We start from the raw sequence: 13727 nt of genomic DNA, 5'->3' as shown, positions 1-13727 counted from the left end.
AGCTAGGCCGCCCGCTTGTCCAGCCGTGGCGTTAAAGACCCAGCACCCGATCATCGAACAGGCCGAAAGCCAGGGTCGAGGCATAGAATGCCACCGCGCGGTCGCGCGGCATGGTGCCGGCCCATTTGCGCATGTCGAAGGCGGCGTTCTGCAGCGCCATCAGCGCTTGCGCTGCGATCAGTGAGTCGATTGCACGGATCGATCCTTCGGCGATGCCGTCGCTCATCGTCCCGGCGTAACGCCGCGCGATCCGGTTCGACCTTTCGACCATCGCGCGCCGTACGCCCGCTGGCAGGCCGTGCAACGCGGTGGTCCGGAGCAGCGGCCCGGGTTCGGAGAACTGGATGTCGCACAGCGTCGCGATGGTGCTCGACAGGCGGTGCCAATAGCTCCCGCCACGCTCGTCCGACAGATGCTGCGCGTCGGCGATCGTATCGAAGCTGCGCTTGTAGCAGGCGATGACCAGATCGTCCTTGGCATCGAGGTGATGATAGAAGCTGCCCTTGGTGACATTCAGTTCCGACGCGATCTTCTGAACCGAGGCCCCCCGATAGCCGAGCTCATTGATTAGCCGCGTCGCGGCGAGCAGGAACGCCTCGCGCCCGGGCTCCGAATCGTCATGGTCGAGATCGATCAGTTCGGGGGTCCATTGCTGGCCGGTCGCGGCGATGCCGTGTTCGAACACGTCCATCAGCCGCTTTTCGACCCGGTCGAACTGATCGAGTTCGTAACGCACCAGCCAAACCGGCAACCAGAAAGTATTTTCAAGCAGGACATGCGCGCGCGCGCCGAACAGGTCGGTCTCCGCGCGGCTGCGGCCTGGACCCCACAGGCTGCGCGTCTTGCGGAACACGTCGCGCCACGCTCCCATCAACTGGCCGCGCATCGGTTCTTCCATCGCGCGCAAGTCCGACAGCACGGCAAAGGGCGTTTCCAGTCCCTGCTCTATGCGCTTCAGGCGCTGCATGTTGATCGACAGATAGCGGGCGACGCGGCGCTGCGGCGTCGGCTCCTTCATCGCCTGGTCGAGCATTTCCTGCAACCGGTCGAGCGTGTTCTCGAAACAGGCGGTGGCAAGGTCGTCCTTGCGCTTGAAATAATAAGTGACGCTGGTGGTGTTGAGCCCGACGCGGCGCGCGACATCGGCGAAGGTCATGCCCTTCGCGCTCTGTTCGTTGATTGCCTGGGCGGCGGCGGCAAGGATCGCATCGCGCTTCGCGCGGAAACGCTTCGTGCCGCTTTCGTCGTCCTGATACGCTGTGTCCGGTTCCCCCATGGCGGATATGTATCAGTATCTTTTCGAAGAAACAGTGTTTTTTCGAATGGCGCAATATCCGGCCATTTCATCGCTTATGACGCTTTACCGAAAACGCGGTACGGTCTAACGAACCCGGGCTTATAGCCGCAGGAGAAAGCACATGGATTTCACATTGAGTGAGCGGGAGACCTATTTTCGGGACCGCGTAAAGAGCTTTATCGATCAGAATATCCGGCCCCGGCAAGACGATTACAACAAGCAAAGCCATGAGGGCGATCGCTGGAAAGTGATCCCGGTGATCGAGGAGATGAAGGAAAAGACCAAGGCCGCCGGCCTGTGGAATTTCTTCATGCCGCCGCATTCGGGCCAGACCCATGTCGATGACAGTTTCGAATTCGAAGGCACGCAGCTCACCAACCTCGAATATGCATTGTGCGCCGAGGAAATGGGCCGGGTCGGCTGGGCATCGGAATGCTTCAACTGCTCCGCGCCCGACACCGGCAACATGGAAGTGCTGCACCGCTACGGCACGTTGGAGCAGAAGGAGAAGTGGCTCCGCCCGCTGATGAACGGCGAAATCCGCTCCGCCTTTCTGATGACCGAGCCGGCGGTGGCCTCGTCCGATGCGACCAATATTGAAACGCGGATGGAGCGCGACGGCGATCATTATGTGATCAACGGCACCAAATGGTGGTCGAGCGGTGTCGGTGATCCGCGCTGCAAAATCGCGATCACCATGGGCAAGACCAATCCGGAAGGATCGCGGCACAGCCAGCAGAGCCAGATTCTGGTGCCGATGGACACGCCTGGCGTGACCATCAAACGCATGCTTTCGGTTTATGGGTATGATCATGCGCCCCACGGGCATGGCGAAGTCGTGCTCGAAAATGTGCGTGTGCCGGTGGAGAATTTGCTGCTCGGCGAAGGTCGCGGATTCGAGATCGCGCAGGGGCGGCTCGGGCCGGGCCGCATCCATCATTGCATGCGCACCATCGGCGTCGCCGAGAACGGCATTGAGGCGATGGCCAAGCGGCTGTTGACCCGCGTCGCGTTCGGCAAGCGCATCGCCGATCATTCGGTGTGGGAGGAACGCATCGCGCGCGCACGCATCGATATCGAGATGACACGCCTGCTCTGCCTGAAGGCGGCCGACATGATGGATCGCGCGGGCAACAAGTCGGCCCAGCTCGAGATCGCGATGATCAAGGTCGCCGCACCGTTGATGGCGCTGAAGATCCTCGACGATGCGATCCAGGCGCATGGCGGTGGCGGCGTATCGAGTGATTTCCATCTGGCGCACGATTGGGCGGCATTGCGCACCTTGCGTTTTGCCGACGGTCCCGACGAGGTTCATAACCGGGCGATCGCGCGCAACGAGTTCGGACGTTACGCCGACCTGCCCGAGGCAATCGCGGCGAAGGAGCAGGTGCGGCGCTAAGCCAAATCTGTCATCCCGGCGCAGGCCGGGTCTTATTGTAACGAAGCGCACCCATGCGGCATAAGATCCCAGCCTGCGCTGGGACGACGAAGGAGCAGGAATGAAAGCAGCCGTTCTTTTCGAAGCCAGGACCGACCTCCGGATCGAAGATATCAAAATGTCCGACCCCGGCCCGCGCGAGGTGCTGATCCGCACCGCGGCGGTCGGCGTGTGCCGGTCCGATCTGCACTTCGTCGATGGCGCCTTCCCGCATCCGGTGCCGACCGTGCCCGGGCATGAGGCGGCGGGCGTGGTCGAGGCGGTGGGCAGCGATGTCGCGCACCTCAAGGTTGGCGACCATGTCATCACTTTCTTCACCGTGTTCTGCGGCGCATGCGAAATGTGCGTCACTGGCCGGCCGTCGCTGTGCGTCGACCCGTCGACGCGGCGGCCAAAGGGCGCGCCGTCGCGCCTGACGTTGAAGGACGGCACGCCGCTCGCGCCGTTCCTCAACCTGTCGGCCTTTGCCGAAATGATGCTGGTACATGAAAATGCCTGTGTCGCGATCTCGAAGGACATGCCACTCGACCGCGCCGCCTTGCTCGGTTGTGCGGTGATCACCGGTGCGGGATCGATCTTCAACGACAGCCAGTTGCGCCCCGGCGAAAGCGTCGCGGTGATCGGTTGCGGCGGCATCGGCCTGGCTGCGGTCAATGCGGCGAAAATTGCCGGTGCGGGCACGATCATCGCCATCGATCCGGTCCCCGAAAAGCGTGCGCTGGCCGAGAAGCTGGGCGCGACGCACAGTCTCGACGCGTCTGATCCCGATGTGGCGAAAAAGGTCGCCGGCCTCACTGATGGCGGTGTGCATTATGCGATCGAGGCGGTCGGGCGGTCGAACACCGCTGAACTCGCCTGGACGATCCTGCGGCGCGGCGGCACCGCCACGATCCTCGGCATGATCGCGCCCGGCAACGAAGTGAAAATTCCCGGACCGACATTCCTGACCGGCAAGAAGCTGCAAGGCTCGCTGCTTGGCTCGACGCGCTTCCCGATCGACCTGCCGCGGCTGGTCAAGCTCTATCTCGACGGCAAGCTCGACCTCGATTCAATGGTCGCGGAACGGATCAGGCTTGAAGATATCAACGAAGCGTTCGCCAAGCTGCGCACCGGTGATAGCGTCCGCTCCGTCATCGAGTTCGCGTGAATGGAGTCTGCATGATGGATGAGGCGCAATCGGCCTGGACCGGCACGATCGAGGTCGAGGAGCGCGACCGGCTCGATCTCGACAATCTCACGGCGTGGATGACCGCCAATGTCGCGCGATTTGCGGGGCCGCTGCGCTACGCCAAGTTCGCCGGCGGCCAGTCCAACCCGACCTATCGCCTGTCGAGTCCCTCGGGCGATTATGTGTTGCGGCGCAAGCCGTTCGGGCCGCTGCTGCCATCGGCACATGCGGTCGATCGCGAATATCGCGTGATCGCCGGTCTCCACCCGACCGGCTTTCCGGTGCCGCTGCCCTATGGTCTGTGCGAAGATCCCGACGTGATCGGATCGGCCTTTTATGTGATGGAACTGGTGATCGGCCGCACGCTTTGGGACGGCACCTTGCCCGACATGACGCCGCCTGAACGCCGCGCACATTACGATGCGATCACCGACACGCTCGCCGCACTTCATAACGTCGATTACGCCGCCGCCGGGCTCGAGGCCTATGGCAAACCCGGCAATTATTTCGAACGTCAGGTCGGACGCTGGACCAAGCAATATCGCGCGTCGGAAACCGAGCGCATGGATACCGTCGAGCGCCTGATCGAATGGCTGCCCGCAACCCTGCCGCAGCAGACGCGCACCTCGATCGTCCATGGCGATTACCGCATCGACAACATGATCTTCGCACCCGACAAGCCAAAGGTCATCGCGGTGCTCGACTGGGAATTGTCGACGCTGGGTGACCCGCTCGCCGATTTCTCCTATTATCTGATGAGCTGGGTGACCAAGCCGGAAGGTCGCTCCGGCGTCGAGGGCATGACCGGCCCGGAAACGGGCATCCCGACGGTTGAGGATATCGTCGCGCGCTATTGTGCCGCGACCCGGCGCGACGGCGTGCCCGACCTCAACTGGTATTTCGCTTATAATCTGTTCCGGCTGACCGGCATCGTCCAGGGCATCAAGAAACGCATCGTCGACGGCACCGCGTCGAGTGCCCAGGCGGAAAAATCCGCGGCCGGCGTCTATCGCCTCGCCGATGCGGCCTGGGGCTTTGCGCAAAAGGCGGGCGCCTGACGACAACAAAAAGGAGGGGCGAGGATGAGTTTGTTCGATCTGACCGGCAAGGTCGCCATCATCACCGGTTCCACCAAGGGGATCGGCAAGGCGAGCGCGTTAGAACTCGCCGAGCACGGCGCGAAAGTGGTGATTTCGAGCCGCAAGCAGGATGCCTGCGACGCGGTCGCGGAGGAGATCAACGCCAAATACGGCGACGGCACGGCGATCGCCGTGGCGGCGAACATCTCTGACAAGGCCGGCTTACAGAATCTGGTCGATGAAACCCGCCTCGCTTTCGGGCAAGTCGACGTGCTGGTCTGCAATGCCGCGTCGAACCCCTATTACGGGCCGCAATCGGGCATTTCCGACGAGCAGTTCCGCAAGATCCTCGACAACAATATCGTGTCGAACCATTGGCTGATCGGCATGGTCGCGCCCGAGATGCGCGAACGCAAAGCCGGGTCGATCGTGATCATCTCCTCGATCGGCGGCATTCGCGGCACGCCGGTAATCGGCGCCTATGCGATATCAAAGGCGGCCGATATGCAGCTGGCGCGCAATCTGGCGCATGAATTCGGCCCCGATAATGTCCGCGTGAACTGCATCGCGCCGGGGTTGATCAAGACCGATTTCGCCCGCGCATTGTGGGAGGATCCGGAGCGGATCAAGGCCGCCAACACCAGTGTGCCGCTGCGCCGCATCGGCGAGCCCGATGAGATCGCCGGCGCGGTGGTGTTCCTCGCCAGCCGGGCAAGCGCGTTCATGACCGGGCAGGCGATCGTCATCGATGGCGGCGTCACGATTTAACGAAACCCAATTTCCCGTTCGTGCTGAGCCTGTCGAAGCACTGTACTTCTAGCAACGCGGGAAAAGAAAAAGCAGCCCTTCGACAAGCTCAGGGCGAACGGAAGGTTGGAGAAGATGGCAAGGTTTACCGGAAAATCGATCATCGTCACCGGCGCGGGCTCGGGTATCGGACGCGCTGCGGCGATGCTCTTCGCCGGCGAAGGCGGGCAGGTGTTGTGCGCCGACAAGACCGAGGCAGCGGCCGAAACCGCCGACCTGATCGTCAAGGCTGGCGGCATCGCGCACTCGATCCAGATCGACGCAGGGACCGAGGACGACGTGATCCGCGCGGTCAATGTCGCGTGCGAATATTATGGCGGGCTTGATGTGATGTTCGCCAATGCCGGCATTTCAGGCGGCATGGCCAATATCTTCGACACCGATGTATCGCTGATAACCGAAGTGCTGCGAGTCAATCTGATCGGGCCGTATCTGGCGATCAAGCATGCCGCACCGAAGATCGCCGAACGTGGTGGCGGCGCGATCGTGCTCACCGCCAGCGTCGCGGGCATTCGCTCGGGCGCGGGTAGTCCCGCCTATTCCGCGTCCAAGGCGGGCGTGATCAATCTGGCGATGGTCTCGGCGCAGCAATTGTCCGGCTCGAACGTGCGGGTCAACGCGATCTGCCCCGGCCTGACCGAGACCGGCATGACCAAGCCGACCTTCGATTACGCCAAGGAAGCGGGCAAGATGGACCGGGTCGGGCGGCTCAACCCGTTGCGCCGCGGCGCGCAGCCCGAGGAACTGGCCAAAGTCGCGGCGTTCCTCGCCTCCGACGATGCGAGCTATGTCAACGGACAGGCGATCGCGGTCGATGGCGGCCTGTCGTCGAGCCATCCGGTGACCAAGCAGGAATATGGCAGGACGGCGGTTTGAGTTGATATCTTGGATTACCTCCTCCCGTTCGAGCTGAGCTTGTCGAAGCACCGCCTTTCCTCTCGATGGTCGATAAGAAGAACGGTCCTTCGACAAGCGCAGCGCGAACGGGGTGACGGCCTACATAATCGGACTTGATCCGGAAGCGGGGGGAGAGCGATGACCGACACAAGACCGGGCTATCCGCGCGCAAAGGGCTGGCTTGCCGCCCTTGGCCTGTTGCTCATCCTCGCCGGGGCGTGGCTGGCCGCCACGATCCAGACATCGGGTGGGGTCAGCGTCCGCGATATTCGCTTCGCCGGTACAAATGGCACGGTGATGAGCGCACTGCTCTATGTGCCGCGCGGCGCGACGGCGACGACGCCCGCACCCGGTATCCTCGCGGTGCATGGCTATATCAATTCGCGCGAGACGCAGGACGGCTTTGCGATCGAATTCGCGCGGCGTGGTTATGTCGTACTGGCGATCGACCAGACCGGGCATGGCTATAGCGGCGGCAAGGCTTTCTCGAACGGGTTCGGCGGGCCGGATGGCCTGACCTACCTGCGTTCGCTACCAATGGTCGACAGGGGTCAGGTCGGGCTTGAAGGGCACAGCATGGGCGGCTGGACCGTGCTCGCGGCCGCTGCGGCGATGCCCGACTCCTATCGTTCGATCGTGCTGGAAGGGGCCTCGACCGGCGCGCCCTATGCCAGGGATGGCAGCCCGACCTGGCCGCGCAATCTGGCATTGGTGTACAGCCGCCACGACGAATTTTCCGCGCTGATGTGGAACAGCCCGCGCGCGATGGATGTCGTGGGCAGCGCGAAACTGCAGGGCGTGTTCGGGTCGGGCGGGGCGATTGAGCGCGGCAAGCTTTACGGCTCGATCGATGCCGGCACGGCACGTGTCCTGTTTCAGCCGGTAACGACGCATCCGGGCGACCATTTCTCGCCCGCCGCGATCGGCCATGCGACCGATTGGTTCGCGCGCACGCTCAAGGGCGGTACGCCGCTCCCGGCGAGCGACCAGCTTTGGTACTGGAAGGAGATTGGCACTGGCATTGGTCTGGTCGGCTTCGTGCTGTTGATCCTCGGTACGCTCCACCTGCTGCTTCGTACCGCGCCGTTCCGCACCTTGCAGGGGGCTGCGATCCCGGCGGTCGCGGCCCGCGATACGCGCTGGCGGCGCGGTATGTGGCTGACCACGCTGGTGCCGATCCTGCTCTTCTTCCCGGCATTCATTGCGATCTTCGTGCTCGTGCCGCCGACCGCGATCCTGCCGCAGACGGTGACCACGCAGGTGGCTTTCTGGGCATTGCTCAGTGCAGGCGTCGGCCTGTTGTTGCGACGCTTCGGCCCGGCCCCGCAACCATCGCCCACGTCACCCTGGCTGCCGGCGATCGGCATCGCGCTGGCAACGGCCGCCATCGGCTATTTGGCGGTGTTCGCGGTCGACCGCCTGTTCACTACCGACCTTCGTTTCTGGATCGTCGCCATAAAATGGCCGAGCGCGCGGCAATGGGGCATTGCCGCTGTGTATCTTGTGCCGATCACGCTCGCTTTCCTCGTGACCCTGCGCGGGTTGCAGGGGCTGATGGTGAAGGGCGAGAGCGCGGGGCAGACGTACCGGTCGGCGATAGTCGCGATGGCCGGCGGCTTCGCGGGCGTTATCGCGCTGATCTATGCCGGCTTCTTCGCCACCGGCACGCTGGTCACCGGCTTTGATCCACTCAGCACGGTGATCGCGCTGCAATTCGTCGCGGTGCTCCCGGTGATCGCGGTCATCGCGACCTTCGCCTGGCGGCGGACAGGGAGCTACCGTGTCGGCGCGCTGCTCGTCGGGTTGCTCGTCACGCTCTATGTCTGTGCGGGCACTGCGACGCAGGGATAAGGCGGTGTTTGACAGGAGGTCCCGACCTCCCCACCCCTGCGCCGGAACGAGGGTGGGGCATAGACGGGCAGATATCGCGGCATGATCAACGCAGCCAAGTTATCAGGCGCTAGTATTTGATATATAGGGACTTATTCAAATTTTCGCCGTGGCGACGTTGAGAAAAGATATGATACATAAGGGTGTGACATATCTCCCGACGTTCGTCCCGCAGCTCCATCGCCTTGCGAGAAGTGCGCCGGCAGCGATTCAACCATCACACGGTATTTGGCATGTCCGCCCGTGCCGGATTTATGCCGGTGCGCCCTTTCTCAATTGTCGAAAACAAATTGCTGCGGGGCGGTGAGCTCAACGGCCCTGGCGCGTGACCCGCGCAACGCTTTGGCCTCGATAACCTCAGATCAAGTCCGGGGACGGACGATGGTTGGGGGCATTCCCGTCGTCCCGCTGACGCGTTAAGCCCTCGCTGCCGTCGCCCAATTGTCGACCACACGCTCCAGCACGTTCAGCGGCACACCCCCGACTCCGACGGTCAGGTCGTTGAACGCCTTCACATCGAACTTCGCACCTAGCGTCGCCTTCGCTTTGCTGCGCAGCCGGTTGATCTCGTTGTGCCCGGTCTTGTAGCCGAGCGCCTGACCCGGCCAGGCGCAATAGCGGTTGAGCTCGGATCGGCATTGCGACGCGGTGTAGCCCGTCGCTTCGCCGAACCAGCGCATCGCCTGCTCCATCGTCCAGCGTTTGTGATGCAGCCCGGTATCCGCGACGAGGCGGCTGGCGCGGAAATTCATCGATTGCAGATAGCCCAGATGCGCAAGCGGATCCTCCGCATAGACCCCGACCTCATCGGTGAGCTGCTCGGCGTAAAGCGCCCAGCCTTCGCTATAGGCATTGAACGCGAGCAGCGTGCGGACCAGCGGCAGGCTGAACGTATATTCGCCCTGCCAGACATGCCCTGGAATCCCTTCGTGACTGACCAGGGTCGGCAGCGAGAAGCGCGGCCAGATGCTCGTGTCCTTCAGGTTGATGTAGAAATTGCCCGGCGACTTGCCGTCGATCGATCCGGCACCGGCATAGGCATTGGGTGCGCCCCCTTCGATCGAGACGGGCACGCGCTTCACGATAAGTTTGCCCGCGACCACCTTGCCGAACACCTGTGGCATCTTGCCGCGAATGCTGGCGACGGTGCGGTTGAGATAACCGAGCAGCTCGGCGCGCCCGGCATCGGTGTTCGGATAAAGCAGGTCGGGCCGCTTGCCGAGTTCGGCCAGCCGCGCGCCGACGCTGCCCTTGGTCAGGCCTTGCGCTTTCAGCAGAACATCCATCTCGGCACTAAGCGCCGCGACTTGCTCCAGGCCGGATTGGTGTACCTCCTCGGGTGTGCGCCGCGTCGTGGTGCCGGCCTCGACCAGCCACGCATAGGCGCGCTCGGCCTCCGGCAGGCTCCACATGCCCGGTGTGTCGCCGGCCTTGGGCCTTAGCCCGGTCAGCGTGGCGGCTTGACGGGCGAGCGCTGGGGCGATCTTGCCGGTCGCGATCGCCGTCGCGCTGTCACTCCATGTGCCCGCGACGCCAGCCTTGTCGGCCTTTGTCACGAAGGAGCGGATCAGGCTCCATTCTTCGACCTTCTGAGCGGCAGCGGCGTCGAGCTGACCCGCGGTGATGTCGAGCAGAAAGCGCGGCAGGACGATACCCTTGCCGGCATCGGCGACGATCCGCGCGGTCTCGGCATCGAGCGACCCGGCATAAGCCTCGAGCCGCGCGAGATAGGCATCGGCATCGCCGCGCATCGCGATCTCGTGCTTGCTTTCCATCATGTCGGGCACTTCGGCAAACGCGCCCGTACCCTGCGACACGATATAGGGCGTGCTGCGATAGGAGATATTCTGGTTAAGGATCGCGACATCGCCGCCGGGCAATGCTTCCCAGCCGTCGTGCGCGAGCTGATATGCCGCCTGGGCGACATCGACATCCAGCTCGATCTGGGATGACAGCGCCGATCGGTCGATGGCTTTCAGCGCAAGCAGCCGCGACCTGGCAGCGGCGCGGTGCCTACGATCGCCAGTCGCGCTGCGATCGGTCAGCTTTGCCTTGAGTTCGGCACGCGTGCCGGCGTCGATGCCGAGCGTCGTGGCGTTGTCCGGAAACGTCGCCAGTATTTCCTCCGCGATCGAGGCGAGCGTTTTCGCCGCTGCTTCGTCGCCCGGTGCCGCGGGCGTTCCCGCAGCGAGAGCAGGGAAGGCAGCTGCGACACCGGCAATGCCGGCGCCGGCAAGGAGGTTTCGTCGATTGAGCAGCATGAGTCATCCTGTGGTGAGCGATCCAAGAAGATGCTGCCACAGGTCAGGCGGTCGATGACAGCGAAATGCTTGACGCCGCCGCGATCAATGTTAGTTGCAAAACGAAACTTGATTGGGGCTGGATTATGAAGATCGGCATTATCGGCGCGGGCTTTATCGGCCGCGCGGTCGCGCGGCTGGCGATTGTCAATGGGCATGAGGTGATGATCAGCAATTCGCGTGGTCCCAAATCGCTGATGAGCACGATGATCGCGCTGAAATGCGCGGTCGGTACGGGCGCGGATGCGGCGACATTCGGCGATGTGGTGCTGATGGCGATTCCCTTCTCCGGCATCGAGGATCTCACGCCCGCGCCGTTCGCGGGGAAGATCGTGATGGACGCCAATAATTATTATCCGCAGCGTGACGGTCAGATCGAAGCGCTCGATACGCATGCGACCACGACCAGCGAAATGCTTGCCGCGCATCTGCCCGGTGCGCGCATCGTCAAGGCGTGGAACGCGATCCTGGAAAAGGATATCGAGGCAGATACGCGTATGGCGGGTGCGGCGGATCGCCGTGCATTGCCGATTGCCGGCGATGATGAGGATGCTAAGGGTGTGGTCGCCGGCCTGTTCGACAGTTTGGGCTATGATGTGGTCGATGCCGGCGCCTTGTCGGAGGGCTGGCGTTTCGAACGCGCTCGCCCGGCTTATTGCATGCCTTTCGACATAGCGCGACTCAAGGCTGCGCTCGACGATGCCGGTGCGACTGTGGCCGAAGGATCGTGGCGGACCTGATCGACGGCGGGATCATTCCCGCAGCCGCATCAGTCCCTCTTGCGCGCAGCTGGCGACCAGTCGCCCGTCGCGGGAATAGATGCTACCGCGATTGAAGCCGCGCGCATGGCCGGCCCAGGGGCTGTCGGTGGTGTAGAGCAGCCAGTCGTCGGCGCGGAATTCCTCGTGCAGCCAGACCGAATGGTCGAGGCTGGTCGCCTGCAGCTTGTGCGTCATCCAGCTGACGCCATGCGCCAGCGAGGCCGTGCCAAGCAACGTCATGTCGGACGCATAGGCCAGGATCGCACGGTGCATCGCCATATCGTCGCCGATCGGCGCGACGACGCGGAACCAGCTGCTTTGCTTCGGCTCCTGCTTGACCGGGTTGAGCCAGCCACGCGGCGACACCGGGCGGATCTCGATCATGCGTGGACGCAGGAACTGGTGGCGAAACTTTTCCGGGATCCTGTCGCCCATCGCCAGCCGCAACTCATAGTCCGACTGCAGGCCCTCGGGCGGCGGTACTTCGGGCATCGGGTCCTGGTGCGCCAGCCCGCCCTCCGGCGCTTGCAGCGAGCACGCCATGTTGAGGATCGGCTGCCCTTTTTGCATCGCGATGACGCGCCGTGTCGCGAAGCTGCGCCCCTCGAAATCGCGCACCACGCGGTAGATGATCGGCAATTCCTCCGCGCCGGGTCGCATGAAATAGGCGTGGAGCGAATGCGCGACCTTCGGCGCATCGGTCGACCGCTGCGCCGCTTGCAACGCCTGCGCGATCACCTGTCCGCCGAATACCCGGCCGAATCCGTCATTGCCGACTTTGCCGCGATAGAGATCGGTGTCGAGCTCCTCGACGTCGAGCAGGTCGAGCAGGTTCAGGGCGAGCTGTTCGGGTGTGGGATCGGTCATGACGGACGCGCCTATCAATAGCCCGCCGCGACCGCTAGCCGGTCGGCATGGAAATTCGCGTCGCCGAACATCTCGGCGAGCACGCGCGCGCGCTTCATGTAGAAGCCAATGTCATATTCGTCGGTCATGCCCATGCCGCCATGCATCTGCACGCCTTCCTGTACCGACAGGGTGGTGGCGAGCGCGGTCATCGCCTTGGCGACCGACACCGCCACATCCGCGCCATTGCCAACCACGCCGTTGCCCTCATTAAGTAGCTGCGCGGCCTTGAGCACGGCGGCGCGGGCGACTTCCATTTCGGAATAGAGATGCGCGGCGCGGTGCTGCAGTGCCTGGAAACTGCCGATCGTCGCACCGAACTGCTTGCGTTCCTTCAGGTAATTGACGGTCAGGTCCATCGCCCCGCCGCCGACGCCGAGCAGTTCGGCAGACGCCCCGGTACGGCCAGCGCGCAGCAAGCGATTGAGAGGCTCGCTGCCGGCATCGACTTCACCGATCACCGCATCGGCATCGACCTCGACGCCGTCGAATGTCAGCCGTGCGGCGAGGCTGGAATCGGCGAGCCGTTCGGCTTCGGCGGTCAGCTTCGCGGCACCCTTGTCGACCGCGAACAGCGTGATGCCCTGTTCGTCATCGGCTGAACCAGCGGTACGCGCGGCGACGATGATCAGGTCGGCATTGTGGCCATGGGTAACGAACTGCTTCCTGCCCGACAGCTTGAAGCCGTTGCCCGAACGCTCGGCCTTCATCGCGACGGTGCCGCGATGCTTGGCACCCTCGTCGATCGCCAGCGCGGCGACGGTCTCGCCGGCGATGATACCGGGGAACCAGCGGCCGGCCTGTGCCGTGCCCTTCAGTGCTTCGACCGCCGCGACGGCGGTCGACAGGAAGGGGGAGGGGGACAGGTTGCGGCCGATTTCCTCGAGCACGATCCCCGCCTCGACATGGCCGAGGCCAAGGCCGCCGTCATCCTCACCGATCAGGATGCCGGTGAAGCCCATCTCGGCAAAGCTCTTCCACAGATCGCGCGAAAAGCCGGTTGCATCCTTTGCGTCGCGCAGCGCGCGCATGTGCGAGACGGGGGCATGTTCGGCGACGAAATCGCGCGTCGTGTCGCGGAGCATGGTCTGTTCGTCGTTGAGATAGAGAGGCATTTTTCTCACTTTCGTCATCCCAGCGAAGGCTGGGATCTCGTGCCGCGAGGGCGCGCTTCGTTACGGGAG

General features: G+C 63.5%; 11 protein-coding genes. 7 read left to right on the top strand and 4 right to left on the bottom strand.

The window, feature by feature from the left end:
- Nucleotides 1-31 precede the first annotated feature (31 nt).
- The gene (locus ACVWZA_RS07900; protein ID WP_457310646.1) at nucleotides 32-1276 is read right to left on the bottom strand and encodes a TetR/AcrR family transcriptional regulator; all 1245 of its coding nucleotides are present in this window, start codon (nucleotides 1274-1276) and stop codon (nucleotides 32-34) included.
- A 142-nt stretch (nucleotides 1277-1418) separates the two neighbouring features.
- Here ACVWZA_RS07900 and ACVWZA_RS07895 point away from each other — a divergent pair, with 142 nt between their 5' ends.
- The 6 genes from ACVWZA_RS07895 to ACVWZA_RS07870 all read left to right on the top strand — a co-directional run bounded on the left by ACVWZA_RS07895 (nucleotide 1419) and on the right by ACVWZA_RS07870 (nucleotide 8537).
- Entirely contained in the window at nucleotides 1419-2696 is a 1278-nt protein-coding gene (locus ACVWZA_RS07895) for an acyl-CoA dehydrogenase family protein (protein ID WP_457310645.1), read from the top strand.
- Between the two features lie 100 nt (nucleotides 2697-2796).
- Nucleotides 2797-3882, top strand: coding sequence for a Zn-dependent alcohol dehydrogenase (locus ACVWZA_RS07890; protein WP_457310644.1), 1086 nt, complete (start codon nucleotides 2797-2799; stop codon nucleotides 3880-3882).
- Between the two features lie 11 nt (nucleotides 3883-3893).
- A complete protein-coding gene (locus tag ACVWZA_RS07885) occupies nucleotides 3894-4961 on the top strand; it encodes a phosphotransferase family protein (protein WP_457310643.1) in 1068 nt (355 codons plus the stop codon).
- Nucleotides 4962-4985: 24 nt separating this feature from the next.
- Nucleotides 4986-5750: an SDR family NAD(P)-dependent oxidoreductase gene (locus tag ACVWZA_RS07880; RefSeq protein ID WP_457310642.1), complete on the top strand. Its 765-nt coding sequence runs from the start codon at nucleotides 4986-4988 to the stop codon at nucleotides 5748-5750.
- 114 nt (nucleotides 5751-5864) lie between these two features.
- Nucleotides 5865-6665: an SDR family NAD(P)-dependent oxidoreductase gene (locus ACVWZA_RS07875; protein WP_457310641.1), complete on the top strand. Its 801-nt coding sequence runs from the start codon at nucleotides 5865-5867 to the stop codon at nucleotides 6663-6665.
- 159 nt (nucleotides 6666-6824) lie between these two features.
- Complete coding sequence (locus tag ACVWZA_RS07870) at nucleotides 6825-8537, top strand: alpha/beta hydrolase family protein (protein WP_457310640.1); 1713 nt, start codon at nucleotides 6825-6827, stop codon at nucleotides 8535-8537.
- Between the two features lie 455 nt (nucleotides 8538-8992).
- On the opposite strand, the gene ACVWZA_RS07865 is transcribed toward ACVWZA_RS07870, so the two are convergent.
- Nucleotides 8993-10837 (bottom strand): DUF885 domain-containing protein, encoded by a 1845-nt coding sequence (locus ACVWZA_RS07865; protein WP_457310639.1) that lies wholly within the window; start codon nucleotides 10835-10837, stop codon nucleotides 8993-8995.
- Nucleotides 10838-10962: 125 nt separating this feature from the next.
- Here ACVWZA_RS07865 and ACVWZA_RS07860 point away from each other — a divergent pair, with 125 nt between their 5' ends.
- Nucleotides 10963-11616: an NADPH-dependent F420 reductase gene (locus ACVWZA_RS07860; RefSeq protein WP_457310638.1), complete on the top strand. Its 654-nt coding sequence runs from the start codon at nucleotides 10963-10965 to the stop codon at nucleotides 11614-11616.
- Between the two features lie 12 nt (nucleotides 11617-11628).
- Here ACVWZA_RS07860 and ACVWZA_RS07855 read toward each other — a convergent pair whose 3' ends face one another.
- Together ACVWZA_RS07855 and ACVWZA_RS07850 are read right to left on the bottom strand one after the other, a co-directional pair.
- The gene (locus tag ACVWZA_RS07855) at nucleotides 11629-12504 is read right to left on the bottom strand and encodes an acyl-CoA thioesterase (protein WP_457310637.1); all 876 of its coding nucleotides are present in this window, start codon (nucleotides 12502-12504) and stop codon (nucleotides 11629-11631) included.
- A gap of 14 nt (nucleotides 12505-12518) precedes the next feature.
- A complete protein-coding gene (locus tag ACVWZA_RS07850) occupies nucleotides 12519-13658 on the bottom strand; it encodes an acyl-CoA dehydrogenase family protein (protein WP_457310867.1) in 1140 nt (379 codons plus the stop codon).
- Nucleotides 13659-13727: the final 69 nt, after the last annotated feature.

The sequence above is a fragment of the Sphingomonas sp. UYAg733 genome (assembly GCF_054057355.1).
Note: the sequence above shows the minus strand (reverse complement) of the source record. Positions and strands in the feature narration are given on the sequence as shown.